Origin of the sequence: Thiocapsa rosea, from assembly GCF_003634315.1 — a bacterium.
Classification (GTDB): domain Bacteria; phylum Pseudomonadota; class Gammaproteobacteria; order Chromatiales; family Chromatiaceae; genus Thiocapsa; species Thiocapsa rosea.
Map to the genome: position 1 here is coordinate 344,641 of NZ_RBXL01000001.1, position 26,409 is coordinate 371,049.

At 63.6% G+C, this 26,409-nt stretch carries 21 protein-coding genes and 1 pseudogene; 13 read left to right on the plus strand and 9 right to left on the minus strand.

The features are described from left to right. Positions 1-487 precede the first annotated feature (487 nt). The 9 genes and pseudogenes from BDD21_RS01565 to BDD21_RS01605 all read right to left on the minus strand — a co-directional run bounded on the left by BDD21_RS01565 (position 488) and on the right by BDD21_RS01605 (position 5,943). Positions 488-1,855 (minus strand): RNA polymerase sigma factor, encoded by a 1,368-nt coding sequence (locus BDD21_RS01565; RefSeq protein WP_120795647.1) that lies wholly within the window; start codon positions 1,853-1,855, stop codon positions 488-490. Continuing rightward, positions 1,852-2,217, minus strand: a complete 366-nt coding sequence (locus BDD21_RS01570; protein WP_120795648.1) for a DUF1428 domain-containing protein — start codon at positions 2,215-2,217, stop codon at positions 1,852-1,854. The genes BDD21_RS01565 and BDD21_RS01570 overlap by 4 nt, the downstream gene beginning before the upstream one ends. Continuing rightward, positions 2,214-2,831: a dihydrofolate reductase family protein gene (locus BDD21_RS01575; RefSeq protein WP_120795649.1), complete on the minus strand. Its 618-nt coding sequence runs from the start codon at positions 2,829-2,831 to the stop codon at positions 2,214-2,216. Before BDD21_RS01575 ends, BDD21_RS01570 begins: the two co-directional genes overlap by 4 nt. 51 nt (positions 2,832-2,882) lie before the next feature. After that, positions 2,883-3,131, minus strand: a complete 249-nt coding sequence (locus tag BDD21_RS01580) for a VOC family protein (RefSeq protein WP_211334954.1) — start codon at positions 3,129-3,131, stop codon at positions 2,883-2,885. A gap of 60 nt (positions 3,132-3,191) precedes the next feature. Continuing rightward, positions 3,192-3,401 (minus strand): N-acetyltransferase, encoded by a 210-nt coding sequence (locus BDD21_RS01585; RefSeq protein WP_425470275.1) that lies wholly within the window; start codon positions 3,399-3,401, stop codon positions 3,192-3,194. A gap of 10 nt (positions 3,402-3,411) precedes the next feature. Then, positions 3,412-3,759 (minus strand): annotated as a pseudogene (locus BDD21_RS01590) (SRPBCC domain-containing protein); the annotation flags it as partial. A gap of 54 nt (positions 3,760-3,813) precedes the next feature. Beyond that, positions 3,814-4,170 (minus strand): YciI family protein, encoded by a 357-nt coding sequence (locus tag BDD21_RS01595; protein ID WP_120795650.1) that lies wholly within the window; start codon positions 4,168-4,170, stop codon positions 3,814-3,816. Positions 4,171-4,180: 10 nt separating this feature from the next. Further along, the gene (locus tag BDD21_RS01600; RefSeq protein WP_120795651.1) at positions 4,181-4,564 is read right to left on the minus strand and encodes a VOC family protein; all 384 of its coding nucleotides are present in this window, start codon (positions 4,562-4,564) and stop codon (positions 4,181-4,183) included. A 353-nt stretch (positions 4,565-4,917) separates the two neighbouring features. After that, positions 4,918-5,943 carry a GlxA family transcriptional regulator gene (locus BDD21_RS01605; protein WP_245969359.1) on the minus strand — a complete coding sequence of 342 codons (1,026 nt, stop codon included), beginning with the start codon at positions 5,941-5,943 and terminating at the stop codon, positions 4,918-4,920. Positions 5,944-6,149: 206 nt separating this feature from the next. Here BDD21_RS01605 and BDD21_RS01610 point away from each other — a divergent pair, with 206 nt between their 5' ends. From BDD21_RS01610 to BDD21_RS01665, 13 genes are all read left to right on the plus strand, one after another. Further along, positions 6,150-7,238, plus strand: a complete 1,089-nt coding sequence (locus BDD21_RS01610) for a class I SAM-dependent methyltransferase (protein WP_120795653.1) — start codon at positions 6,150-6,152, stop codon at positions 7,236-7,238. A gap of 604 nt (positions 7,239-7,842) precedes the next feature. Further along, positions 7,843-8,844, plus strand: coding sequence for a sigma-54 interaction domain-containing protein (locus tag BDD21_RS01615; RefSeq protein WP_120795654.1), 1,002 nt, complete (start codon positions 7,843-7,845; stop codon positions 8,842-8,844). 399 nt (positions 8,845-9,243) lie between these two features. Beyond that, positions 9,244-9,501, plus strand: coding sequence for a hypothetical protein (locus BDD21_RS01620; protein ID WP_120795655.1), 258 nt, complete (start codon positions 9,244-9,246; stop codon positions 9,499-9,501). Between the two features lie 95 nt (positions 9,502-9,596). Next, positions 9,597-10,922, plus strand: a complete 1,326-nt coding sequence (locus BDD21_RS01625; protein WP_120795656.1) for an NADH:flavin oxidoreductase — start codon at positions 9,597-9,599, stop codon at positions 10,920-10,922. 50 nt (positions 10,923-10,972) lie between these two features. Further along, positions 10,973-11,125 (plus strand): hypothetical protein, encoded by a 153-nt coding sequence (locus BDD21_RS27675; protein ID WP_170164657.1) that lies wholly within the window; start codon positions 10,973-10,975, stop codon positions 11,123-11,125. An 80-nt stretch (positions 11,126-11,205) separates the two neighbouring features. Continuing rightward, positions 11,206-13,593 (plus strand): hypothetical protein, encoded by a 2,388-nt coding sequence (locus BDD21_RS01630; protein ID WP_211334955.1) that lies wholly within the window; start codon positions 11,206-11,208, stop codon positions 13,591-13,593. Positions 13,594-13,647: 54 nt separating this feature from the next. Further along, on the plus strand, positions 13,648-15,552 hold the full coding sequence (locus BDD21_RS01635; RefSeq protein ID WP_120795657.1) for a GMC family oxidoreductase: 1,905 nt from the start codon (positions 13,648-13,650) through the stop codon (positions 15,550-15,552). Positions 15,553-15,614: 62 nt separating this feature from the next. After that, a complete protein-coding gene (locus tag BDD21_RS01640) occupies positions 15,615-17,147 on the plus strand; it encodes a c-type cytochrome (RefSeq protein ID WP_120795658.1) in 1,533 nt (510 codons plus the stop codon). 27 nt (positions 17,148-17,174) lie between these two features. Further along, positions 17,175-18,665, plus strand: coding sequence for a c-type cytochrome (locus BDD21_RS01645; RefSeq protein ID WP_120799686.1), 1,491 nt, complete (start codon positions 17,175-17,177; stop codon positions 18,663-18,665). Positions 18,666-18,782: 117 nt separating this feature from the next. Beyond that, positions 18,783-19,580, plus strand: a complete 798-nt coding sequence (locus BDD21_RS01650) for a hypothetical protein (protein WP_120795659.1) — start codon at positions 18,783-18,785, stop codon at positions 19,578-19,580. Between the two features lie 99 nt (positions 19,581-19,679). Continuing rightward, positions 19,680-20,504, plus strand: coding sequence for a lipase family protein (locus BDD21_RS01655; protein ID WP_120795660.1), 825 nt, complete (start codon positions 19,680-19,682; stop codon positions 20,502-20,504). Between the two features lie 50 nt (positions 20,505-20,554). Then, entirely contained in the window at positions 20,555-22,915 is a 2,361-nt protein-coding gene (locus BDD21_RS01660; RefSeq protein ID WP_147430956.1) for a patatin-like phospholipase family protein, read from the plus strand. 314 nt (positions 22,916-23,229) lie between these two features. Beyond that, on the plus strand, positions 23,230-26,316 hold the full coding sequence (locus BDD21_RS01665; protein ID WP_147430958.1) for a hypothetical protein: 3,087 nt from the start codon (positions 23,230-23,232) through the stop codon (positions 26,314-26,316). Positions 26,317-26,409: the final 93 nt, after the last annotated feature.

Here is a 26,409-nt window from a genome sequence, read left to right on the forward strand (position 1 = left end):
GCCGCCGTACCGGGGTGATGGCGTCTGAGCGCGACCGGGCCGGAAAGGACGTTCCGAAAAGCCCCGGGGAGTCCGGCACCGCGGTGCCGGATGTGCGTCCGGCGGCGATCGACATGGCGAGGGCGCCTCCCGCCCGGGGGATAGAGGACGCTCGGGTGACGGTCAACATGCGTCCCCCAAACTCTGGGTGCGGAGGAGTGGGCTCAAGGTAAGTCTATGATAGACCAACAGCGCTCGATGCTCCTAGGATTGTATTGCCCCCGCGCAACCCGACTGGGGATCGGGAATCGTCATCCCGACAGCGAGTGCCTGGCGGGCATCGAGCCCCTGATGCCGTCAGTCTCGGGCAAACCCTCGCAGAATGTGTCGTTGTCGTTGTCGTTGTCGTAATCGGATTCCCGACGAACACGACAACGACAACGAGTAGAGCCTTCAACCACTTTTCCTGGCTGCGGCTCTGCCGGTAGATCCTTGTCCGGAAACCACCTTATGTGAATCCGGCACCGTCCCCCGCACGCTGCGCGCGGGCGCGGAGCAAGCGCTCTTCGGCAGCGTTGCCGGAATGTTCGGCGGCCAGCCGAAACGCATCCGCAGCGGCCGCCCGCTCGCCGCAACGTTCCAGCAGGTCGCCGCGCACCGCGTGTAGCGGCACGTAACCGGCGAGTGCCTGCGCGTCGACGGCAGCGTCGAGTGCGGCCAGCACCCGCACCGGATCGTCGAACCGGGCTGCCGCTTGGGCTTCGTGGATGCGCGCCGCCGGTGATCCGGTGGTCGCGAACAGCGTCGCGTAATGCCCCGCAATCTGGCGCCAGTCGGTGGCGGCGAAGCTGGGCGCGGTCGCGTGGCAGGCGGCGATCGCTGCCTGCAGGCGTAGCGGCCCCGGTGCAACCGTCGGTGCTGCACCCCGGGCCTGATCTTGGGCCGTAGTCCAGGTCAACGCGAGCCTGTTGGCGCGCGCCAGTGCGGCGAGGCCACGGCGGATGCCGCCGCGATCCCATTTTCCGCGATCCTGATCCTCGAGCAGCACCGGGTCACCCTGTTCGTCCATGCGTGCGGCCAGCCTCGCACCGTGCAGCTCGATCAATGCGAGCAGCGCCTGTGTCTCGGTGTCATCGGCAGCGGCCTGCGCCAGGACGCGCGCCATGCGCAGTGCGACATGACAGAGGTCGGGCCGCGCCCAGTCGGCGCCCTGGCTGGGGACGTGGCCCTCGGTGAAGATCAGGTAGATCACCTCGCGTACCGAGCCGAGGCGTTCGCGGCATTCCGCCGCGGAGGGGATTTCGAAGCGGATGTTCGCTGCGGCAAGTTTGCGCTTGCCGCGCACGATGCGCTGCGCGATGGTTGCCTCCGGCACCAGAAAGGCGCGTGCCAGCGCCGCGTTGTCCAGCCCCCCGATGATGCGTAGCGCGAGCGCGCAGCGGGCGTCGGCCGAAAGGATCGGATGGCAGGCGATGAACAGCAGGGCCAGCGCATCGTGGTGGGCGTCGTCGCTGCATAACAGCGTCGAGCATGCGAGATGGCTGCGCGCGATCTCGCGGCCGTAGTCGCCGACCAGCGCGTCGCCCCGCTGTTCACGCCGCAGGTGGTCGATCGCACGGTTGCGCGCGGTGCGCAGCAGCCACGCCGTCGGATGCTCGGGCACGCCCCGCGTCGGCCAGTGTTCCAGCGCGGCGATCAGTGCATCCTGGGCGGCGTCCTCGGCGCGCTGGAAGTCGCCGCTCCAGCGCGCCAGTGCCGCAATGATGCGTCCCGCATCGAGACGCCAGATCGCCTCGATCCGGCGGCGGACGTGCTGAACGCCAGGCGGATCGCCGGAGTCATCCCTGGGGGGATCGATGCGCTCCCCGTCGGTCATCGTTCCACCAGGACTCCGAAGCCACCCCAGAACATGCGGCGGGGGTCGAACGGTGTTTCGCTTTCCGGCATCTTCTGCGGACAAGGCAGGCGAGGGTCGGCCATGACGGCAGCGTTGACGCGGTCGCGCTGCTCGCGGGATGCGTAGCGGATACACGAGAACACGACCGTTTCCCCGTCGCGTGCCTGCACGCTACGCGGGAACGAGGTAACCTCGCCCGGCGCCACGTCGTCGGCGACGCATTCGACGACCTCCAGCGCGCCGTGCTCGCGCCAGATCTGCGCGGCCAGGTCGGCTTGCTTGCGGTACTCCTCCAGTCGGTCCTGCGGAACCGGAATCACATAGCCATCGACGTAACTCATGGGGCGTCTCCTCTGGGGTGGGGTGAAGCTGATGGGTCGGGTGGGTCAGGCTTGAGTGCGTAATGCAGTTCGACCAGCTCGGCGCCCGGACGGCGCAGGCCGAGCAGTCGCAACGAGGGGCCGACCAGGCGACGCGGGAACAGCGGCTTGCCGCGCCCCAGCGTGGCCGATCCGATCTGGACGACCATCTCGTCGAGCAGCCCGGCGTCGTGGAACTGCCCGGCCAGCTCGCCGCCTCCGACAATCCAGACGTTGCCGGCCCCGGCGGCGCGGCGCATCTCCCGATGCACGGGGCGCACGTCGCCGCGCACGAAGCGAAGGTCGGCGCCGTCGATCCGCGGCAAGCTGCGCGTCGTGAACACCCAGGTCGGCTGCGTGTATGGCCACGGTGTTCCGGTCGCCGCAGCCACCTGCTCCGGATTGTGCAACAGCCATTCATAGGTTGCGGAGCCCATGGCCAGCGCGCCGACGCCGGCGATGAACGTGGCGTAACCCGAATCGCTGCCTTGTTCGCCGTCGAGCGAAGTCCCGAGCGCAAAGAGCCAGGCGAGCGAGTCATCCTCGGTGGCGAGAAAGCCGTCGAGGCTGCTGGCGGTGTAGTAGATCGTCTTCATCGCGGGGGACCTCCGACACCGTGGCGCTGCAGCGCGGCGTTGCGGTCTTGCCTATCGGCCATCGTAGGCCTCTTGCAGCGCAGCGAGATCGAGCTTCTTCATCTCGAGAACGGCCCGGGTTACCCGGTTCACCCGCTCGGGATCCGCGTCCGTCATCATGGTGGACAGTTCCCCGGGGACGATCTGCCAGGAGAGCCCGTAGCCGGAGTCGGGGAAGACCGCGCAATAGAAGCTGGCGGCTTCCCTGGCGTCCTGGTCGAACCAGAGGTGTGGAACGATCTTTTGCTGGATCTCGGCCATCGTATTTGTCCTCGTGGCGATCACGGATCGCCGGCACAGGGCGCCATGCGGGCGGTTTGTTCACTCGGGAGGGGTGCGCCCGGGCGAACCCCGAGGTGCGCCGGAGGAATCCGCGACGGGCAGGTCGAAGTGCAGCACGTCCTCGCGCCGGCCAACGCCACTGTAAAGCGCGATGGCCGCATCGTCGGTGCGGTCGGCCTGCACGAACACGACCCGGGCCCCGAGCTCGGCGGCAATCGCCTGCGTGCGCCGGATCAGCGCAGTGGCGATGCCGCGTCGCCTGAAGGATGTGCAGCGCGGTGCCGCAGGAGACCGGCTCGAGCGTGATCGTGAGCGTTATTTCGCCGTCCAGCGCCGGATCGTCGAAGCGGTCGCTGACGACGATGCGCCGGCCGGGGACGAGCTCGCGGTACTGGCCGCCGAAGTCGTGGCGGGTGCCGGTGGCGAAGTTGATGAAGCTCATCCGATAGCCGCCGCCGACGCGGGCGTCCATCTCGTGCACACGCGCGGTGAAGCCGTGCGGTGCATTCCACTTGGCGATGGCGTCGGGTTCGAGAAACGCGCGATACACCCGCTCGGGCGGCGCGCGCAGGATGCGATGCAGGCGGACGGTGCGGTCGGTGGACATGGCACATTTCCTCCGGGTTCAGGTGACTGTCGGGAGCGATCTCGGGCGGAGCCTTCAGCGCTGATGACAGGGCGCGCATTCGCGCACCTCGACCGTCGCGAAACGTGCGGCCGGGCAGCGCGCGGCCCACTCGAGCGCTTCGTCGCGGTCGGCGCAGTCGATCAGGAAGAATCCACCGATCATCTCGCGTGATTCGGCAAACGGGCCATCGATGAAACGCGTTTTGCTCTCGCGGCGCCGGACGCGCCCCCCGTGGCGGTCGGGGCGCAGCGATTCGCTCGCGAGCAACTGGCCACGGGCGTCGAGCTCGGCGCCGAAGGCGAGCATTTCGGCGTAAAGCGCCTGGCCCTCGGCGTCGCTGCGGGCGTCGCGGTCGCCGTGTTCTTCGAGGATCAGCAGCAGGAAATTCATCGCGAGACCCTCAGCGCATCGAGTGCAGGCCGAAGCGGTTGCCGTCCGGGTCGCGTGCGACGACGCAGAACCCGTACTCGCCGATCGGTTGCTTCGGGCTCTCGATCGAGCCGCCGGCGGTCGCGACACGTTCGGCCTCGACGCCACAGTCCTCACACGCGAAGTAGACCATGCTGCCTCCAGGGCCTACGGGGTTCTCCGGCCCCTGCACCAGCGCACCGCCGCACCCCGGCAGATTCTCATCCATCGGAAACATCCACACCTCGGTGGTGGGCGCAAACGCGCTGGTGTCGGCTTGTGTGAGCGCGACACCCAGCACGGCCTCGTAGAACGCGCGGACTCGGGCGATATTCCGGGTCGGAATCTCGAACCAGACGACGGGGTTGGTGGCCATAGCGATCTCTCCTGTGGCTGGATGGGGGCGGACGGGACCGGTGGAGCGATCCCTTTTAAACCGCGTCCCCGCTAAGGGTCGTGGATGCACCAAACGTCGAGCTCACTCGAAAGTGAGCATCTCGCTCTGGACGCGGTTTAACTGTAGACGAACGGGAATCGGGAAAATCGACACTTGGCGTTCAGGCAGTCGAACCCGCCACTGATCCATCCCCACCGAGCGGCCGTTGGATTGTGGATCCGAGCCACCTCAGCGCACCTACGGGCGCAGGCCAGTTCCCCGCCCTCCCCGCAGCAGCAAAATCGCCGGGAGCTCACCGACGGGATAGACACATCTCGCGCGTCGGTGACGGCTCAGCCCTGCCAGCGCGGGAGCTTGCCGATGGACTGGAAACGCTGTCGATAGCGCGCCGGGGTGACGCCGGTGCGCCGTTTGAAGAGCCGCCGGAAGAAGGTTGGATCCTCGTAGCCGACGCGATGGGCGATGAGATCGGTGGTCTCGCGGGTGGTTTCCAGCAGGTGTTTGGCCTCTTCGACCCTTAGGGTCTGGACATACTCCACCGGCGAGTAGCCGGTAGCGGCCTGGAAACGTCGCTTGAAGGTGCGCTCGGCCAAACCGGATTCAGCCACCAGGCGCGCCACCGGATTGTCCAGGCTGTAGTGCTCGGCGATCCACGCCTGGCAGCGTGCAATAACGGCGTCCTCGTGACGTCGAGGTCGCGCGCCGGCGGCGTAGAGCATCTGGCCTTCGCTGCGGTCGCCGAACAGAAAGAGCTTGGCCAGGCGTACCGCCTCGGCCTCGCCGCAAAATCGGGCGACCAGATACAGCGCCAGGTCCTCCCAAGCCGCAGCCCCGCCGCTCGTGACGAGGCGTCCGTCTTCTCCGCTCAAAGAGAGAATGCGCTCCGGGCGCAGTCTCACCCCGGCGTAGTAGTGCTTGAAGAGACCCGTGACGCTCCAATGACTGGTCGCCTCCTCACCGTCGAGCAGGCCGGCGTCGGCCAGCACGACGGAGCCGGTACACACCGAGCAGAGGGTTGCGCCGCAGCGGTAGCGCTCGCGCAGCCAGCGGGACTCCTCGGGCCAGCGACCGCGCGGGTCGCTGTCGGCGGCAAGGGCCAAATCGGTCACGACGATGATGTCGGTCTCGGTGACCGCATCGATGCCCGCATGCGGGGCGATCGGGATGCCGAGCGGACTCGGGAAGGGTGCAGCGCGGGCGGCGAGGATCCGCACATCGAGACGGGGCGCAGCGGCCGGCTCGCCGGTCAGCTCGGACCAGGTCACACCGACCGAGGAGAAGACCTCGAACAGGCCATAGAGTGCAGCCGGCATGCTCTCGGGCAAGGCCAGCAGGCTGATGGACACTGGGGCGGACACGGGGGCGGACACGGGGGCGGACACGGGGGCGGACACGGGGGCGGACACGGGGGCGGAGACGGGGGCGGACACGGGTTTCGGGTCTCGTTCGCGGCTCATCGCAAAATCTTGACCGAAATGCCCCGATTTTGTCCAGCATGCCTCTGCCGCGACCCGGCGATCTCGGGGATCCTGAGCCTACCCCTCAACAACGCCGGAGTACAACCATGTCATTGTCTCTCGCAGAGAAACAGAGCTTCGATCAGCAGAACGCCGAAAGCTTTGCCGAACGTATCGGGCAGATCCTCGATTCCGGTGCCGTCGCCGTCATGCTCTCGATCGGGCATCGCACCGGGCTGTTCGACCTGATGGCGAGGCTGCCGCCGAGCACGAGCCAGCGCATCGCCTCGGAGGCGGGCCTGTCGGAGCGCTACGTGCGCGAATGGCTCGCGGCCATGACCACCGGGCGGATTGTCCAATACGATCCGGTGCGTCGAACCTACGCGCTGCCGCCCGAGCATGCCGCCTGTCTCACGCGCGGCGGCGCCCTAGGCAACTTCGCCGTGTATGCCCAGTATGTGACCCTGATGGGTCAGGTCCAGGATCGCACACTTGCCTGCTTCGAGACCGGGGATGGTCTGGACTACGGCGACTTCCCGGACTTTCATCAGGTGATGTGCGAGGACAGCAACCAGACCGTGGTCGCGCAGCTCTTCGACACGCTGCTCCCGCTCGTTCCCGGACTCAGACGGCGCTTGGAGGCCGGGATCGAGGTCTTGGATGCCGGGTGCGCACGCGGCCGGGCCTTGATCGCGATGGCCGAGCGCTATCCGCGCAGCCGCTTTACCGGCTACGACCTCTGCGCCGACGCCATCGCGGATGCGACACGCAACGCACGGACCAACGGCACGAAGAACGTCCGTTTCGAGGTGCGCGACCTGACCCATTTCCAAGAGCGGGAGCGCTACGACTTCGTTGTCTCCTTCGATGCGGTGCACGACCAGAAAGACCCGCAGGACCTCTTGCGCCGCCTCTGCGGTGCGCTGCGCCACGACGGTGTCTATCTGATGCAAGACATCGGCGGCTCCGCACACCTGGAGAAGAATCTCGACTTCCCGATGGCGTCGCTCCTTTACGCGATCTCCTGCGTCCACTGCACGCCCGTCTCGCTCGGTCAGGGCGGCGAGGGGCTCGGCACCATGTGGGGCTGGGAGACCGCGGAGCGAATGCTGCGCGAGGCCGGCTTCGCGCAGATCGAGCGGCATGTGCTGCCCCACGATCCGATGAATGTCTGGTTCGTGTCGCGCAAGGCGTGAGGAGCAGCGAATCCGGTCCGGCCATTCCTCTTGTACACGAGACGTATCCTGACCGACCGCGACCAGGTATGACGTTAAACCGCGCCTGGTGCGGTATGCGTTATTTGTTGGAATGGCTTAGCCGCGTCAGCTCCGACGAGTGTCGGAGCTGACGCGGTTTAGAGCATTAAAAAAGCTTAAATTCTAAACCGCGTCTCGCCAAGATCAAGGGAGTCTCCGACGCTAAACACAAAATGAAAATGACGCATTTCGCTCTGGACGCGGTTTGGGTGATTTCCGGGAAGAGTCATCCCGACAGCGAGCACCTGGAAGGCATCGAGGCCCTGATGCCGTCAGTCTTGCGCAAACCGTCGCAGAATATTTCGTTGTCGTTGTCGTTGTCGTTGTCGTCATCGGATTCCGGACGAACACGACAAGGCGTCAGGAAAATATCCGGAACGCCCTAATCCATACCGAAACCCGGTCGATCTGCTATCTTCTTGGGTAACCCAGCAGCGAAGTCAAGAGTTATCGGGAAGCACCTAGGCGTACTCCGGTGACCCCGCAAGTATTTTACCGATCGTCAGTTACGAGACGTCCTCAACCGCCGCTTGGAGGTTGGCCAATGGATGAATTCACCCAGCTCAATTTAGTCGGCCGGTCGCCGCCTTTTCTTGCAGCGCTGTCCGCTGTCGCAAAGTTCGCCGTTTGCGACGCGACGGTTCTGATCCAAGGCGAGACCGGCACCGGCAAGGAATTGGTCGCACGCGCAATCCATTATCTGAGCGCGCGCCGCGATGCCGCGTTTATCCCGATCAACTGCGCCACGCTCCCGGACAACTTGGTCGAAAGCGAGCTCTTCGGGCACGTCCGCGGTGCCTTCACGGACGCCAAAGAGGCCAGGATCGGTCTTATCGCGCAGGCTGAAGGCGGGACACTTTTTCTCGACGAGATCGAGGCGATCAGTCCACGCGCCCAGGCCGCGCTTCTGCGCTTTCTCCAGAATCGGGAGTATCGTCCGGTTGGCGGGACTCTGGTCCGAGAGGCGAAGGTTCGGGTGCTCGCGTCCAGCAACACCGACTTGAAGGCGATGGTCGCCCGGGGGCTATTTCGGTCGGACCTGCTGTTCCGGCTCAATGTGCTTTGCGTCCGACTTCCTGCGCTGCGTGTTCGGACAGGGGATATCGCTCTCCTGACGGCGGCCTTCTTAAGGCGACTGAGCAGCGAATTCGATACGCCCGTCAAGACGCTCTCCAGGGCATCCATGGGTCGGCTGGAGGCCCATTCATGGCCCGGGAACGTCCGCGAGCTCGAGAATCTGATCTACCGTGAATGGCTTTTGGCAACGGGTACCGTCATCGACATCGGGGGGATCGAGGAAGGCCCCGCCGATGTCGATCCGCCCGGGGCCATTCAGGAGTCGGGGCAACAGACTTATAAGGTCGCGAAGGCATCTGCCGTCGCCGAGTTTGAACGCATCTACATGTCGCGCCTCCTCGCTAGCACCGCCGGGAACATGACACTCGCAGCACAAATTGCCGGAAAGGACAGAAGCGATCTCGGCAAATTACTCAAGAAGCACGGGCTGTCCCGCCAAAGTTTTCAAGGCTGTACCGACAGACCTTGACATTCCGCCTGTCGGCTAGCGAGCACACTCCTCGTCCCGGAAGCCGGTTCAAATCAATCGGCCCAATCCCCGTCTGCATATCTCACTTGAAGCGAGCGCGACTCGCGGGCAAACCTTCAGCGAGCGTCCATCGATGACGCGGCGTCCATCGTCCCGAGCGTTTCGCCGGGGTGTTTTTCCCCCGGGCCGCGGGAAAAATCCCAGGGTCTCGATTGCTGCATGCAGCGCCCTCCTTATCGCTTTTCTTGACCGAAACCATGGGGATTATTCCCCGCAGGCACCCATCATAGACCGCAGTAAAAAACGTTATAACTGAGTACGTTAGCCTCTTTATTCGAATTGGCGCGGCCTTTGCGAAGCTCTCGTCAAGTGTGCCGCTTTGGATATTTCCGGGTCGACATGGCAACTCAAGACGATGCGATTGATCGGCTCGCCGAGGAGATTGGTCGGTACCTGTTTGAGCATCCATCGGCAGCAGATAGTGCGGAAGGCATTCGACGCTGGTGGCTTTTACGCCAGCGCTTCGAAGAGGCGTCCGAGCAGGTTCAACAGGCGCTTGACGTCATGGAGGCGGCGGGGCAGGTGCGAAAAGAGGTCTTGCGCGACGGAACCGTGATCTACCGTGCCGTTGAGCCCTCTTCGAATACCCGGCAATGAAAGCGCCGACACAAGGTCCGATTGCATCCGGAAGTCGCTCGAGGCAAGGCGACGAGCGCCCAACCCCGTTGTCCGCGTCGAATGGAGATTCTCGTATGCAGAGCGATGTCATCTTTCAGCCGCTCGCGTTTCGCCACCTGACCGTCAAGAACCGCCTGTTCCGCTCCAGCATCTCCGGTCGCTGGGATAACTACGACGGATCCGGCTCTCTCGCGCGCATCAACTGGGAGGAGAAATTCGCTCGCGGCGGCGTCGGGGCGATCATTTCATCCTTCGCCCCGGTCCATATCCGCGGCCGCATCCTTCCCAACTACGCGATGATCGATGACGACGACAAGATTCCGTTCTGGCGCAAGCTCGGGGAGAAGGTCCACGAATACGACTGCAAGTTCATCATCCAGCTCAGTCACTCCGGGCGTCAGCGCGACATCGGCGGGGTCGAGAATCGGTTCAATACAGGGCTGTCGTCCACCTCTCGGATGGATACCTTTCATGGCCTCTTGTGCGAGGCCGCCACCCTGGATCAAATCAAGGAGCTCGTTCAGCTCTTCGGCCAGGCCGCGCGACGCGCCAGGGAGGCCGGACTGGATGGTATCGAGCTGCACGCCTCGCATGGCTATCTCTTTACGCAGTTTCTCAGCTCGGCGATCAATGACCGCAAGGACGACTATGGCGGCTCGCTGCGCAACCGCTACCGCTTTCTGCATGAGGTGATTCAGGCCGTGCGTGCGGAGGCGGGTACGGATTTCCACTTGCAGGTCAAGATGAACGCCTTCGATCTCAATAATGCCCTCTTCCCTTGGGAGAAGAAGGGCAACGACATCACGGATTACATCCAGATCTGCGAATGGCTTGAGCAAGACGGTGTCGACGGCCTGCATATCTCCGCGGGCAGCATCTTCCCGCATCCGCTTGTTCCGCCCGGCGCCTTTCCTGCGGACGAGGCGAACAGCGCCTATGGGGCCATGGTCTCGAACGGCGTCCGCGCCTATTTCCCGAACTATTTTCTGTTTCATTTCACATCGCTGCGGCCGATTTTTCTCTGGCTGTGGAATCGCACCAAGAAGGACTACCCGCTGGAGGGCGTGAGCATGGATGGCTGCCGCCAAATCAAGGCGCGGGTCGGGATCCCAGTCATCAATACCGGGGGATTCCAGGATGGCGCGCTGATCCGCCGGGGCATCGAGGAAAATTACTTCGATGGGGTGGCGATCGCACGACCACTTGTCGCGAACAATGATCTGCCCCGGATCCTCGCCTCGGGGCAGGATCTACCGGACCGCCCCTGCTCGTTCTGCAATCGCTGTTTGCTCAACGCGCCCGCGAACCCCTTTGGCTGTTACGACGAGCGGCGTTACGCCAACCACGAGGAGATGATCGCGGACGTCATGTCGGTCTTCAGGCCGCAGCCCTTCCACTAAGACGCAGGCGCCGATCCCTTGCCCCTTTCACCCGTTGGAGGTTCGCGGCGATGAGCACGAAGCAGACAACCACCAAGACCGCCACGCGCGTCTTGACCGACGTGGTTCGTTCCAGCCCGGTCGATGCGTATCTGGAACGCGCACACCGACGCATTTTCTGGGTCCTGATCGCGATTCTGCTGCTCATCCTCCTGGTGATCTGATCCGGGACCACGCCGGATCACGCCGACCTCAATCGACATTCGCTACCGCCGTTACCTCGGCGCTGGATGGGAGAGACCTCATGAAAATACTCAGCCGCCCACTCGTCATTGCAATCGTCGCCGTCGCTGTCATCGCGATCTTTGTCGCTCTCAGGAACGCGCGCCCGGCGCAAGACGAGGCGAAGCTGGCCGGTAAGACGACCGCCGACTTCCCGGAATCGGCTGTGGACTATTTCAAGGGGATGGACAACGGCATCGCGCTTGACGAGGATCAGGTCAAGGGGCGCAACACCTGGATGATCTGGACCGGCGGCAACGAAGCCTTCTGGGACTGGCTCGCCAGCAACAGCTTCGGCACCTTCGATCTACTCAAGGCGGCAGGATCCTATCCCTGTGCCCCGGGCGCCGAGGCGCCGGGTCCCGAGACCCCCGGCGCGCCGGCGCCCTATGCCGGATCCGAGACCGACACGTCGCGGTATCCGGGCGGGAATTACACCAACTACTACAGCCGTGCCAACCGTTTCGCTTATCTGGGCCTGATGAATGAGCCCGGCTTCGTTCAGGCCACCACGCCCGACAAGTTCGGACTCTGCCTGGACGAGCGCACCGCACCGCCCGAGCCCTTCGACGAACAGGTCTACGGCAAGGCATCCGGCATTCTGGGGCTACGCATCTATCCCAATCCCAATTTCGATAAAAAAGCCGCCGCGCGTTGGGACGCGGACAAGTTCTACAACGACCCGGACTATTACTCCAACCCCAAACTGGTGCGCCCCTATCGGGTCGGCATGGCCTGCTCCTTCTGCCATGTGAGTCACCACCCGCTGCATCCGCCGGCGGATCCGGAGTCGCCGCAGTTCGAGAACCTCTCCGCCACCATCGGTGCCCAGTATTTCTGGTTCGGTCGTGTCTTCGGGGTCAACGTGGAGAAGGACAACGTCGTCTGGCACATCCTCGACAGCCAGAAACCCGGCGCGGTCGATACCTCGCTGGTCCCCACGGACTACATCAACAATCCGCGGGCGATGAACGCCATCTTCGATGTGAGCGCGCGCCTCGCGGCCGCCGAGCGCTGGCATCAGGAGACCAGCGCAGGCGGGGCGCTGGCGCTGCCCGAGGTTCAGAAGCGCGGGCCGACCTTCGGCGTGCCGCGTGTTCTCTGGGATGGCGCCGATTCGGTCGGGATCGATGCCGCCCTGACGCGCGTCTATATCAATATCGGCGAATACCATCAGCAATGGATCCGCCATATCCGCCCGCTGATCGGCGTCAGACCCCAGAGCCCGATCAAGGTCAAGGTCGCGCAGGACAACTCGGTCTATTGGAATGCGACCCAGGAACGCTCAGGCAATCTCGCCAAGTATCTGATCGCGGCCAGTGGCCCCATGCCGCTGCGGGATGCACCCGGAGGCGCGGACTATATCAGCTCGGATCCGAGCGTCATGGAGAGGGGCAAGATCGTCTTCGCCGAGAACTGCGCCGCCTGCCATTCCAGCAAGCTTCCGGACGATGCGCCCAAGCTCAACTGCGGCGAGCGCGACTATCTGGAGTGCTGGAAGGAGTATTCGGACTGGACCCAGACCGACGACTTCAAGGGCAAGATGCGCGCGCTGGTGATGGCGGACGATTTCCTCGAGGACAACTATCTGTCCACCGACGCACGGATCCCGGTCACGACCCTGGAGACCGAGATTTGCAGCTCCATGGCCAGCAACGCGATCGAAGGTCATGTCTGGGCGGATTTCTCGTCCCAGACCTACAAGAACCTTCCCGCCGCGGGGACGGTCACGCTCAAGGATCCCATCACCAACACCGAGTTCGACTGGGAAACCCCGGCCGGCGGGCGCGGCTATCAACGGGTTCCCTCGCTGGTCGCCATCTGGTCCACCGCGCCCTATCTGCACAACAACGAGGTCGGTCTGTTCAACAGCGATCCGAGCACCGAAGGTCGCATGGCCGCCTTCGACGACGGCATTCGCAAGCTACTGTGGCCCGAGACTCGCCCGGGTATCATCAACCGCACCACCCAGGTCACTTTCCTCAAGGCTGCGACCCAGACGCTGCCCTGGTACACCCAGCCGCTGGTGGACGGCAACCCCCTGTCCAGTCTGCTGCGGTCGGTGGTCGGACTCGGCGGCTTGGTCGAGGGGAGCAACATCGTGGTTGGACCCATCCCCGCAGGCACGCCGGTCAATCTCATCTCCAATCTGAATGTCGACCTCGGGGACGAGGGCGTCGGTCTGTGGCGGATGCTGCGTTTCCTCAAGAGCGCCAAGCGGGCCTATCAAGAGGTCGAACGCGAGGGACTGGACGCCGCCCAAACCACCGCGCGGCTCAAGGAACTGGCCCCGGACCTGATAGCGCTGAGCACCTGCCCGGATTTCGAGGTCGACCGGGGGCATCCCTTCGGGAGCGATCTACCGGACGCCGACAAGGACGCCTTGATCGAGTTCGTGAAGACACTCTGAACCCGGACTGAAACGGGCCGCGACCTTGTCCAAACGTCCGACGGAGATCGATCGATGGCGTCCGATCAACTCGACAACGGCATCACCCGGGATGACGCGCTTGCGTATGACTATATCGTCGTCGGGTCCGGCGCGGGCGGTGGGCCGGTCGCGGCCAATCTGGCCGAGGCCGGTTACCGGGTGCTGCTGATGGAGGCCGGCGGGTCGCCGGATAGCTACGACTATCAGGTGCCGGCCTTTCATCCCGCGGCGTCCGAGGACAAAGCGATGTCCTGGGCGTTCTTCGTCCGGCACTACGCGGACGAGGACCAGCAGCGACGCGATTCCAAGTACACACCCGAGCGCAAGGGGGTCTTCTATCCCAGGGCCGCCACCTTGGGCGGCTGTACCGCCCACCATGCCATGATCCTGATCTATCCGGACAACAGCGATTGGGACGAGATCGCCCGCATCACCGGCGACGACTCCTGGCGTGCCCGGAAGATGCGCCGTTACTTCCAGCGCATCGAAAACTGCCGCTACCGCACCGTCCAACGCATCCTGCAACGGCTGCTGCGCTGGAACCCCAGCCGTCACGGGTTCGATGGCTGGCTCGAGACCAACAAGGCGGATCCACTCATGATCCTCGACGATAGGCCCATGTTGCGGCTCATCCGCAGGGCCGTCCGAAAGGCGCTATTCGCGAACGACAACTGGCTCAAGCAGATCTGGCACAGCCTCACAGGACTATTCGACCCCAATGATTGGGCGATGGCCAACGGCAAGCGGGTCGGCTTGCGTGTCACGCCTCTATCGATCGCCAAGGGCCGTCGCGTCGGAGCCCGCGAGCGCATCACGACCGTGCAGAAGGCTTATCCGGATCGGCTGCATCTGATGACCGGGGCGCTGGCGACCCGCGTGCTGTTCGACGCGGACAACCGCGCCACCGGTGTCGAGTATCTCCGCGGCGAGCATCTCTACGGCGCGGATCCCAATCTGCGCGATGCTCGGACACCGGCACCGGCACCGGCACTGGCACCGAGTCGGATTTTCGCCACGCGGGAGGTCATCCTCTGCGGCGGCGCCTTCAATACCCCGCAACTGCTGCAACTCTCCGGCGTGGGCCCGGCCAAGCTCCTAAAACGCCACGGGATTCCTGTACGGGTCGATCTGCCCGGGGTTGGCGCCAATCTCCAGGATCGCTACGAGGTGAGCGTCGTCAACCGGATGAAGGCGCCGTTCGCCCTGCTCGAAGGGGCGACCATGAAGGCCCCCGGTCCGGGCGAGACACCCGATCCGCAGTTTCGCCAGTGGCAGCAAAAGGGCCGTGGCCCCTACGCCACGAACGGCGCCGTGATCTCCATCGTCCGGCGCTCGGCTGCTGCCGAGTCCGTCAAGGGGCCGCCCGATCTGGTCCTCTTCGGTTTGCTGACCAACTTCCGTGGCTATTTCCCCGGGTATTCCAAGGAGGTTCGGGCCGCCACGCAGTATTTCAGCTGGGCCGTGCTCAAGGCGCGGACCAAGAATCGCGCCGGAACCGTCGCGATTCGGTCGGCCGATCCAACCGAGGTTCCGGAGATCGACTTCCGCTATTTCGATGAAGGCGACGATGCCTCGGGAGAGGATCTGGAGGCCGTGGTCGAGGCCGTCCGATTGGCGCGCCGCATGATGGATGGAGCCAGACATCTGGTCGCCGAGGAGACAGTGCCTGGCGGCAAGGTTCAGACCAGGGAACAGATCCGCCAGTTCGTCAGGGACGAAGCCTGGGGTCACCACGCGGCCTGCACCTGCAAGATCGGTGCGGCGAGCGATCCCGACGCGGTGCTCGACAGCCGTTTCCGGGTTCGCGGCGTCCGCAACCTGCGCGTGGTGGACGCTTCGGTCTTCCCGCGCGCGCCGGGTCTCTTCATCGTCTCAGCCGTTTACATGATCGCCGAGAAGGCCAGCGACGACATCCTGGCCGATGCGCGCGCCGGCTGAGCGCCGGGTGCGGTTTGGTCGGGTATCGCGACACACGGGGGTTTGCCATGAGCCATGACGGGATGCATGACAACAGCAGCAACTCGGCAACGCTGAGCGAGGCTGTCAGACGCGGGCTGCGCCGGCTGCGGTGGCTGTTGGCGCTCGTGCTCCTGATCGGGGCGGCCGTCTGGCTGTCTGCGCGCTTCACGGCGGATCGGCCGGTGGACTACGCCGACATCCAGGATCAGTTCAAGTACGGCTCCATCGGCAGTGAGCCGGGCGGATCGGTGTTTGATGCCGTTGGCGGTCTGCTGCCGCCCGAACCTATCTTCGCCGTGCTGCCGCACGTCTGCCCGGACAAGCTGCCCGGCGGCTATGCCTCGCTGGGTCTGCTGGAGGAAGAAGGGCAGCCGTTCCCGATCGGAATCTCGCGACGCCATCGGTTGGGCGTGGATCAGGTCGGCCTCAATTGTGCCGTCTGCCACGCAGGAACGGTGCGCGAGACGACGGACGGCCCACGCCGGATCGTCTTGGGAATGCCCTCCCATCAACTGGATCTTCAGGGCTTTTTCCGGTTCGTCCTGGATTGCACGCTGGACGAGCGCTTCACCGCCGACAACCTGATGGGTCTCATGGCGCGCAACGGTGCCGAGCTAGACTGGTTCGATCGCGTTCTTTACCGCTTCTTCGTGATCCCGCGCACCCGTGAGCAAACCTTGATTCTGGCCAAGCGTCTGGAACGCATCATGAGGCACGAGGTGCCGGATTGGGGGCCGGGTCGGGTGGACACCTTCAATCCCTACAAGGGACTCCAGTTCAATTGGCCGTTGGCCCGCCTGCCCTTGAGCGAGCTGATCGCCGCCTCGGACTTTCCGTCGTTGTGGAATCAGCAGCCCAGGGACGGGATGTATCTGCATTGGGACGGCAACAACGACTCGGTGGACGAGCGCAATCTGAGCGCCGCGCTCGGGGCCGGCGTCACGCCCGTCACCATCGATCATCCACGCCTGCAACGGGTGCGCGACTGGATCTGGACCCTGCCGCCGCCTCCCTACCCCTACCCGATCGATCAGGACAAGGCCGCGCGGGGCATGCCGCTCTATGCGGAATACTGTATGGATTGCCACGCCGACCACCGCTTCAAGGAGGGCGTGCGCAGCGGCACGTCCATCGGCACCGTCGTGCCGATCGCAGACATCGGAACCGATCGCCATCGGCTGGATTCCTACACCTTCGATTTCGCGGCGAATCAGTACAGTCTTTATCCGGACTCCAATTACCGCTTCACGCATTTCCGCAAGACCCAGGGCTATGCGAACCATCCGCTGGACGGCATCTGGGCGCGGGCACCCTATCTGCACAACGGCTCGGTGCCGACCCTGCGGGCACTGCTCGACGATCCGAAAGACCGGCCGGCGCGGTTCTACCGTGGTTACGACGTCTTCGACCAGGTCGGGGTGGGGTTCATCGCCGATGTGCCCGAGGAAAACGGCCGACGCCACGCCCTCTATGACACCGCGCTTCCGGGCAACGGCAACGAGGGACATCGCTATGCCGTCGATCTGCCGTCGGACGACAAGGACGCCATCGTTGAGTACCTGAAAACCTTTTGATACGGCCGCGCGCCGGAGGGCATGACGATGTCGGACAAGCATCCCAAGCAAAGTAAGTGGCGCCGGGTTCTGACGGTCCTGCTGATCGTGGCGGCGCTTGGAGGCGGATTCGTCTGGTGGAACCTGTTCCGCGAGCCCGCGCAGGAGCTGGCCGATGACTCGATGGAGGAGTATTTCAAATACGGCTCCATCGGCACCGAGCAACAGGATGGTATTCCCTACTGGATCTGGCTGGTTCTGCCCAAGATGTTCCCCGAGTATCTGCCCGGAGCCGGAGGGTGGGCCTCGCTCGGGTTTGGCTGGGAGCAGGGTCGCGACCTGCCGGTCGGCTTCTCGAAAAAGGTCATCGGTTTCGAACGGGTCGGGGTCAATTGCGCACTCTGTCACACTGCCACCCTGCGCGAGACGCCGACCGGTACCCCGACCATCTATCTCGGGGGTCCGCCCAACCGGGTGGATGTGCTTGGCTATCAGCGCTTCTTGTTCAAGAGCGCCGCCGATCCGCGCTTCGACGCGGGCAACATCCTGGGGCAAATCGCTCAGGTCTACGAGATGTCACTCCTCGACCGCCTGCTCTACCGCTATCTCCTGATCCCGGCCACCCGCAAGGCGATCCTCGAACAGCGTGAACAGTTCGCCTGGACCGACAGCCGACCGGATTGGGGACGCGGCCGTATCGATCCCTTCAACCCGGTCAAGGTGCGCGCCCTGGGGGTCGATCCGGGCGAGACCACCGGCAACTCCGACATGCAATCGATCTGGAACCTGGCGCCACGCGTCGAGCATGGCATGGCCTTGCATTGGGATGGACTCAACACCGATCTGACCGAGGTCGTCCTGAGTTCGGCCATCGGCGACGGCACGCTGCCCAAGGTTCTGCCGGTCAAGAAACTCAAGGAATTGGAGAATTGGCTCAAGGCATTGCCGGCGCCCAAGTTCACTGATCGGTTCCCGGTGGACCGCCAACTCGCGGCCGCCGGCGAGCCGATCTATCGGGAAGCGTGCGCGCGCTGTCATGCGATGGACGGCGAGAAGACCGGTCAGGTGCTGACCTTGGACGATCCCGAGTGGGCCGACGCCGGGACCGACACAGGCGGCCTTCCGCCCTTTACCGATCGTCACCGCGCCGACCTCTGGACACCCGAAGCCGCCGCCGCCTACAACGCATACGCCGCTGACTACCCTTGGGATTTCAGCCATTTCCGCTCCACCGGCGGCTATGTCAACGTGCCCCTGGACGGGCTCTGGCTGCGCGCGCCCTATCTGCACAACGGCTCCGTGCCTTACCTGGGTGAGTTGCTGGAGCCACCCCAGCGGCGCACCGAGGTCTTCCACCGGGGTTTGGATGTCTATGACCCGGCCCGGATGGGTTTCGTCTCCGAGGGACCGGATGCCGAGCGTCTGGGGAGCCGCTACGACACTCGCGTGATCGGCAACAGCAACCAGGGCCATCTTTGGGGAACCGATTTGGAACCGGAGCAGAAGCAGGCGCTGATCGAGTATCTCAAGCTGCTTTAAACCGCGTCTCGCCAAGATCGAGGAAGCCCCCGACGCTGGGCACAGCGTGAAAATGACGCATTTCGCTCTGGACGCGGTTTAAGAGATTCACATGCGCTCGATTCGGGGAGGCCCGACATGAAGACACCCGTCAAGTGGTTTCGTCGCGCGATCTGGCTCGGCATCATCGGCAACTGGATGTTGACGCTTCCGCTCATCTTTGCCCCCGAATGGACTCTGGATCTGCTCGGGCTGCGCGCCACCCATGATCCGGTCTGGACCGCCTTCGCCGCCCTGTTGGTCTTCCTGGTGACTGTTTTCTACATCCCCGGAGCAAATCAACCCTATCGGTATCGCTTCAACGCCTGGCTCGCCGTGCTTGCCCGTCCGCTGGAAGTCTTGTTTTTTCTAGTTCTTTACCCTGGACTCTATTCCATCTTCGTCTTCTATGACGGCGTCCTCTTCCTGATTCAGCTCCCCCTGTTGCTGCTGCTGACGATGCGTCGACGCCCGGCCGATGAGCCGCTGGAAAAAACGCTTCAGGCACCGCCAACCGACCGTCACGCGCTCTGGCTGAAACGCACCCTCTGGGCGGGCATTCTGGCCAATCTGGTGCTCGCGATACCGACGATCTTCTGGCCGGAACAGGTGCTGGACCTGATCGGTGCGCGTCAGACCCTGGATCCGGTCTGGAGCGCCTTCGCCGCCCTGATGCTGGTGCTGTTGAGCATCTTCTACATGCCCGGCGCCATCCAGCCCTACCGCTACCGCTTCAATGCCGTCATGGCGGTGCTGTCGCGTTTGGTCGGCGTCCTCTTCTTCCTCTGGCTATGGGCGGGTTTTTATCCCGCCTTTGGCTATCTGGACGCAGTCTTCTTCCTGGCTCAGGTCCCGTTTCTGGTCATGGCCTATTGGCCTAAACCGCGTGCTGCGTGATCTGCGTGGTCTCGCAGCGGACGCAATCCCTCAATGACGATCGGTGCGCTGGCCGAGCGGATCGCCGACATCATGACCCACCTCCCGGAGGAATGACACATGCACGTCGACCCCTACACCACCCGGCTCACCCGAGGCAACGCCTATTGGATGGCGCGGATCGCCCAGAGTGTCTTCATCAAGACGCCCAGTCATGCGCCTGACGAAGCGGGCATCCTCAAAGATCTGAAAGACGAGGATCCGGATTTCATCAAGGTTACCGGCGCCGACAAGAACAGCGCGCAGGCGATTCTGATCGAACACCGCGACTACTGGTGTTTCGCCTTCCGCGGCTCCGATGAGATGCGTGACTGGCTCGACAATGTCAATGCCTTCCCGACCCGCATCCTGTTCGGCGAGTTTCACCGCGGTTTCGCGCGGTCCACGGATGACGTCTGGGAACCGCTGTTCGAGCGCTATCTGGTTGGCCGCCAAGTCGACCGAGCCGCCGGTCGTCCGCGCCCGATCTTTCTCGTCGGCCACAGTCTCGGGGGGGCGATGGCGACGGTGGCCGCCGCCAAGTTGCTGCACGTCGACCACCCCTTCACCTCGGTCTATACCTTCGGGCAGCCCCGGACCATGACCCTCGAGACCGCCCGCATCTTCAACAACGAGGCCAGGGATCGGTTCTTCCGCTTCCAGAACAACGGCGACATCGTGACGCGCGTACCGTCCCGCCTGATGGGCTACAGCCATGTCGGCATCTGTCTCTATATCGCCCAGGACAAGCGCATACACGACGACATCGGATTGTGGTTCCGCTTCCTCGACACTGTGGGGGGCGCCGTCGAAGCGGCCAGCGCCATCCGTCTCGACGCGGTCGAGGATCACGCCATGATCGACTATCTCGACGCGATCCGGGCCTGGAATCGAGAGCCCGGGTGAACGGGCCGTTCCTCGATCTCAAACAAGACATCCGGAGAGAGGCAACCCTCATGACACCGCAAGCGCAACCGGCAGGCTACGTCGATCCGATCGACCTCGAGGATCTGGCGCTCACCGCGCACAACGAGGCCAGCGAGGAACAGCGGCTGCGGGCGCCGTTTCCGGTCGCGCTGGAGCAGGCCGAGACGGACTACGTTCACGCTTGGCGCCGTCAGCGCGGCTGTGACGAGCCGGAAGTGACCAGCGACAAACGGGTGGGCCTAGCCCTCTCGGGCGGAGGTATTCGTTCGGCAACCTTTGCGCTGGGTGCCATGCAGGCACTCGCTGCCCGGGGCCTGCTCGAAAAGTTCGACTATCTGTCGACGGTGTCCGGTGGCGGCTACATCGGCGGCGCGCTGACCTGGCTCTTGAGCAAGGACGCTCAGGGCGACGGCGCCCCGGGTCCAGACGCGCCGCACTTCGGCCTCGGCCGCGACAACTTCCCGTTCGGCACCGACGACCCTCGGCCGGACGCCGTGCGGCGTGCCGACGAACGACAGAGGCGCATGCTCAGCTATTTGCGCGAACATGGCTATTACCTGACGCCGGGGGCTGGGATCACCGCCGTATCGCTGCTGGGGATCGTGCTGCGCGGCACCTTTCTCAACCTGATCGTCTGGATACCGGTCTACATTCTCTTTTTTCTCTTCGGTCTCTGGTTCTTCGGTCATTTCAACCCCGGAGTCGAGGGGATGATCCTGCTGCCGATGCTGATGGATCTCCAGGGCCACGCGGAGCTGTTCGGTTTCGAGCTGTTTCTCCGGATCGGTGTCCTGCTGTCCGGGCTGACGGTCCTCGGCACCCTGATCTACGCCTTGTTGACCAGGGTGCGACGGGAAAACACCATGCCCGGGATCGCACGCCTCTGGTATGCCTCGCGCCGCCTTGTGGAGCGCTTGGGCGGAATGCTGATCACCGCCATCGTCTTGTTTCTCCTGATCGGCAGTCTTCCGGCGATCGGCGACCACCTCAAGGATTCCTTCAAGGCCGTGGGTCCGATCGCCATGCTCTCCGGTATGGCCGTGGCGATGCGTCGCTTTCTCACCCCCCAAACCAATGCACTGCGCCCCGGACCCGATTTAATGGCGAATCTCGGCGCCGCGCTCTTCCTGTTCGGCACCCTGCTCGTGACCTATGAGATCGCCTTCTGGCTCTCCTTCCAAGAGCTGACCATCCTGGCCGTCACCGTTCTGATGGCGTTCGCGCTCGTCTTCGGCTGGCTGGTGAACTGCAACTACATCTCCATCCACCGCTTCTATCGGGATCGGCTGATGGAGACCTTCATGCCCGACATCGATCGGGCGCTCGACAGCCAGACCGGCGCGGCGCTGGGTGCCGATGTCGCCCGATTGAATGATGTAACCGATCCCCGAAACCCGCGCAGTCCCTATCACATCATCAATACCAATGTCGTTCTGGCGGACTCGCGTGAGTGTGTCTACCGCAACCGCGGAGGCGATAGCTTTATGCTTTCCCCTTTATATTGCGGAAGCAATGCCACGGGCTGGTGTCGTACCGAAGACTTCTGCAACGGTCACATGACCCTGGCCACCGCCGTAGCCATTTCCGGGGCGGCGGTCAATCCGAACACCGGCGTCGGCGGCACCGGCTTGACCCGCGCCCGGCTGGTGTCGTTCGTCATGGCCCTGCTCAATCTGCGTCTGGGTTATTGGGCCGGGCATCCCGCCCCGGACAAACGTCCGCGTCACGCCCCCAACCACTTCCGCCCCGGCGCCTACACGGCCGGGAACCTGCTCGGCCTGGATCTGCTCGGTTTCAACGAGCACCGCTCTTTTCTGCAACTGAGCGACGGCGGGCATTTCGAGAACATCGGGGTCTATGAGCTGGTGCGTCGTCGGGCACGACTCATCCTCGTCTGCGACGGGGGTGCCGACGGTGCCTTCTCGTTCTCGGATTTCCAGACCACCCTAAGGCGCATCGAACAGGATTTCGGTGTGCGGATCAAGGCCCTGGACGACGCCTCCCCGGATTTCGTGGTGCCCGCTCCGGCACCGACGCCGATGTTCCCCATGGACGCGGGTTTCTCCGAACGGGGCCACTTGGTCGGGTGCATCATCTACCCGGACGACACCCGAGGCTGGCTGATCTATCTAAAGGCCACGCTGACCGCGGCCGTGAGCTTCAAGGTCAAGGGCTATGCCGCCCAGCATCCGGAGTTTCCCCACCAGAGCACCGCCGATCAGTTTTTCGACGACGTTCAGTTCGAAGCCTATCGGGAGCTGGGCTATCGCCTGGCGGCCGACATGCTCGACGCGGAGACCCCCGCATCTGCAGCTGGTGCAGGGCTTCCCTATTGCAGCGACGCAGCGACGTCGACCCTTGCCGACGTGGTGAAGGCCAGCGGGGCTTGACCCTAAACCGCGTCGCCTCCGGCGGCCGTCGGAGCCGGGGCGGCCAAGCCAATCCAACACGCTACGCATACCGCACTGGGCGCGGTTTAGATCCGGCAGTCGACGGGATCAACGGGATCAACTGGAGAATGGGCATGATTGTCGCGCGCTCCGAGAACCTCCCCACAGCGCAGACGGAACGGCGCAGGCGAAGACTCATCTTGATGCCGTGCGGCCTGACCCTGGTGGTCTGGCTGTTGTTCGTCTCGATCGATGTCGCCGCGACCGAGGGACCGAATCCTTCATTCGCGGGCTCGACTCGGAGCGGATATCTGTTGTCGACCCCGCAGATCACCGACCCGCTTGCTCCACTGGCGCACGCCGAGCATGCGGCCGGAAGCATAGGGGTCCGCACTGCGGTCGTGACGGTGGCGGATCCGCTGGAAACCCATCTCGGGCGTGCCTTCGACGTTCAGGTATCGGCACTGATCCGCGCTTTCCACACCAAGGATTTCGTCCTCGACGGCTTCGCACTGACGTGGAATTTAAGCCGCGCCGAGGCCGTGCAGGACGGCGGCGACATCCCCGTGAATGGCTCCACATCCTTCACCGATGATCAGCGCAGCCGGCCGAGCGTGCTGGTGTTTCGCAGGGATCTCTGGAGGCACGTGGAAGGCGCAGGCGATGGCGGGGCAGCAGGACCCGGCAGCGAATACTTCGTGGTGTTTCTGGTGGGCGAGTCGCCGACCTTCGGTGTTCAGCCGCATGCGTTCCGGTGCGCGATCACCTGCGCCGCTCGGCTTGCCGACGCGAGCGATCCCGAGCGCTTCGCGCAGCCCTGCGCCTGCAACGAGAGCGACCTGGCCCGGAAACGAGCCACTCTGGAGATCATCGGCCCCACCTTTTCCGGCTCCATGCACTCGCTGGCGCTGGTTCTCGCCTCGCTGTCTTCCAATGGCGCGGAGATCAAGGTCAACCTCCAATCCCCATCGGCCACGGTGCAGAGCAATCACCGGGTCACCGAGCTGATTCATCGGATCGTAGGCGAACCATTAGACCTTCAATACACCTCGCTGGCGAGCAGTCTCAACGATCAGCTTGGTGCCCTTGCGCGCTATGCATACGGAAAGAATATGCTAAAGCCGAAGGGCAACAAGGGCAAAAAAGGGGGAGTCCTGATTCTGGCTGAAGAGTCGACCTTCGGGCACGGCGTTTCCGAGCTGCTGAGAAGCGAACGGCGTCACGACATTGCTAAGTCGACCTCAGACAAAGATGCGCTCGCCGACAGCGAAGCTTGGTCCACGTTTCTCGACATCACCAGAGTCGCGGGCTTCCCGCAGAACATTGCGGCAATTCGCGGTGAACATTCCCGAATCGACCAGAAGCAGAGCGAATCCCGGCGCGATCTTCTCAAGGTACGGAATCGACTACTCGAACTGGATCTATCCGGGATCGACTTGGTCACCGACCGACCGCCGGCCTATCGGCGCCTGCTCAGCTCCCGTTCCGACGAACTCATGCTCTACGGCACCTTTGACGCGCTTCGGGTCCGGGTCAATCCGGCCATGGTCGTCATCGTCGCGACCGATGTTCGCGACCGCTTATTTTTGTTGAACGAAGTGCGTAAATCGCTCCCCAATGCTCTGCCGGTCCTGATGGAGATGGACTATCTGACGACACATCCTGACTACCGCAAGATCAGTCGCGGCGCGCTTGTCGTCCCGAATGGGGACACGGTCCTGCGTGTCGATTCGAATGGTTGCTTGACATCCTGCGGTCAGGGCGGGACGGGGCCGTGCGCCGGCGGCAAAACCGATTCCGACGGCGATAGGAAGTCATATCTGTCCTTCCCTGCAGACTATGCGGCCAACCTGTTCCGAGCAGCGCTCAATCTGATCGACACTGGTTCCAGCCCCAAGGATCAAACACACTCCGGCGGGTCGAATTGCGATCAAAAAGCGGTCTCCCTGTATGTCACGACACTTGCAGGATTTCAGCAGGTCTATCCGGATGTCGGGTCAGGGATGAAAGACGACGGTCGGCCGACGGAGCCCGCTGCGCCGCGCAGCCGATTGCTCGCTGCAGACGGACGTTTGTTGCTGGATCGCCCGATTACGATCTTCTTTCTGATCGCCGCCATCGTGGTGGTTGCAAGCTCCTCGTGGTTAGCCGTCTTCGGCCGCGCGCACTTGGTGATGTTCTCTCCGCTACGCCATCCCAACCCTTTGTGCGGGATACGGGAGGCGAGGTTCAATCGGGAAAACGACGAAGGCGAGGACCCGGACGGTGCGAAACGGAAATTATTACGCCTGAACCGTTTTCTTTCGATAGGGCTCTTGGTGCTCGGCCTTGCCGTTCTCGTGATTGCAGGAACGCATCTCTACGGACTCTTCTTACCAACGCGCCAACAGACGTGGAGCCTTGCCCATGGCCGCGACGTCGCGATGTTGATCGGCCTCTTTTTGCTTTATCTCTGCGTGGCGATTGTTGCCGGATGGAAGCTGTCTCTCTGGCGCCGACGCTGCATCGGGCATCTGAGCAGCCTGGCCGGGACCGCCGGTATCCCATCGCCGGATCGCAGTCGTGGTCAAGTCGCGCTCAGTGCGGCAGTGGTTGTGGTTGTCGCGTTATTGCTTTTAGCCTGGTTCAGCGGCATTCCGAACTCGGTTGACTCGGCGTTGACGTCGCTGTTCGTCAACTCAATCCTGTTGCTGCTCGGGTTCTGGTTTCTTGCCGAGCTTTGGACAGAATCGAGACGCCTTGCTTGGTTTGCCCAATTGCTTGCGCCGACGGCCGGCCTCTCGGCCGAGTCGGCGGCAGCGAAACCCGCCCTGTCCAACGGGAGCCCGCCGAGCGAGAGCTGGGCAAACCCGATACAACTCAACTCGCTGCCACAGTCGCCATTCAATCTCCACTTCCGCGAGCGCGATTTGGCTGCCTTGGCCGCTTCTTCGGATGAGACTTGGCGAGCGCAAACACGCGAGCTGTTGGAGTGTCGATCACCGATCAAGGCGGAATCGAATGATTCCTTTCGGATCTGGCAGGCACGCTTGGTCGCCGAGATGCGCTATGGTACAACCGCGATCCGGAGCTGCGCCTGGGCAGCCATTCTGGCGCCGACGACAATCCTACTCGGAATAGGTCTCTATCCGCCTTACGGTGAGCGACTCATGACGACCGCGTCGGTCGTGTTGGTTTTCGTCGCCTTCGCATTGACCATGTCTGTTGTCATCAAGCTGGAGCAGCATCCCTTGTTGGGTCCGCTGTTCACGCTCAATCGCGACAAGTTGTCGTTCGGTGGGGTCATCGGCGCGCTGTGGGGTAAGCTCATCGCGGCAGCCGTCATTCTGATTCCGGTGCTCTTTCCCGATGCGCTATCGGGACTGTACGGACTACTCCAATCGATCGACTCGCTGCGGTAACCGCACCTAATAACCGCGGGCCGAGGGATCGGGCGCACTGCAAGCGCGGCGACGCTGTGCGAGAATCCTCGCCCTGTCGTCGTCGCGAGGTAA

What these genes read in the sequence shown, in the direction of transcription:
- BDD21_RS01565 (WP_120795647.1), bottom strand. Translation starts at nt 1,855, where the DNA reads ATGACCGACGGGGAGCGCATCGATCCCCCCAGGGATGACTCCGGCGAT.
- BDD21_RS01570 (WP_120795648.1), bottom strand. Translation starts at nt 2,217, where the DNA reads ATGAGTTACGTCGATGGCTATGTGATTCCGGTTCCGCAGGACCGACTG.
- BDD21_RS01575 (WP_120795649.1), bottom strand. Translation starts at nt 2,831, where the DNA reads ATGAAGACGATCTACTACACCGCCAGCAGCCTCGACGGCTTTCTCGCC.
- BDD21_RS01580 (WP_211334954.1), bottom strand. Translation starts at nt 3,131, where the DNA reads ATGGCCGAGATCCAGCAAAAGATCGTTCCACACCTCTGGTTCGACCAG.
- BDD21_RS01595 (WP_120795650.1), bottom strand. Translation starts at nt 4,170, where the DNA reads ATGAATTTCCTGCTGCTGATCCTCGAAGAACACGGCGACCGCGACGCC.
- BDD21_RS01600 (WP_120795651.1), bottom strand. Translation starts at nt 4,564, where the DNA reads ATGGCCACCAACCCCGTCGTCTGGTTCGAGATTCCGACCCGGAATATC.
- BDD21_RS01610 (WP_120795653.1), top strand. Translation starts at nt 6,150, where the DNA reads ATGTCATTGTCTCTCGCAGAGAAACAGAGCTTCGATCAGCAGAACGCC.
- BDD21_RS01615 (WP_120795654.1), top strand. Translation starts at nt 7,843, where the DNA reads ATGGATGAATTCACCCAGCTCAATTTAGTCGGCCGGTCGCCGCCTTTT.
- BDD21_RS01620 (WP_120795655.1), top strand. Translation starts at nt 9,244, where the DNA reads ATGGCAACTCAAGACGATGCGATTGATCGGCTCGCCGAGGAGATTGGT.
- BDD21_RS01625 (WP_120795656.1), top strand. Translation starts at nt 9,597, where the DNA reads ATGCAGAGCGATGTCATCTTTCAGCCGCTCGCGTTTCGCCACCTGACC.
- BDD21_RS27675 (WP_170164657.1), top strand. Translation starts at nt 10,973, where the DNA reads ATGAGCACGAAGCAGACAACCACCAAGACCGCCACGCGCGTCTTGACC.
- BDD21_RS01630 (WP_211334955.1), top strand. Translation starts at nt 11,206, where the DNA reads ATGAAAATACTCAGCCGCCCACTCGTCATTGCAATCGTCGCCGTCGCT.
- BDD21_RS01635 (WP_120795657.1), top strand. Translation starts at nt 13,648, where the DNA reads ATGGCGTCCGATCAACTCGACAACGGCATCACCCGGGATGACGCGCTT.
- BDD21_RS01640 (WP_120795658.1), top strand. Translation starts at nt 15,615, where the DNA reads ATGCATGACAACAGCAGCAACTCGGCAACGCTGAGCGAGGCTGTCAGA.
- BDD21_RS01645 (WP_120799686.1), top strand. Translation starts at nt 17,175, where the DNA reads ATGTCGGACAAGCATCCCAAGCAAAGTAAGTGGCGCCGGGTTCTGACG.
- BDD21_RS01650 (WP_120795659.1), top strand. Translation starts at nt 18,783, where the DNA reads ATGAAGACACCCGTCAAGTGGTTTCGTCGCGCGATCTGGCTCGGCATC.
- BDD21_RS01655 (WP_120795660.1), top strand. Translation starts at nt 19,680, where the DNA reads ATGCACGTCGACCCCTACACCACCCGGCTCACCCGAGGCAACGCCTAT.
- BDD21_RS01660 (WP_147430956.1), top strand. Translation starts at nt 20,555, where the DNA reads ATGACACCGCAAGCGCAACCGGCAGGCTACGTCGATCCGATCGACCTC.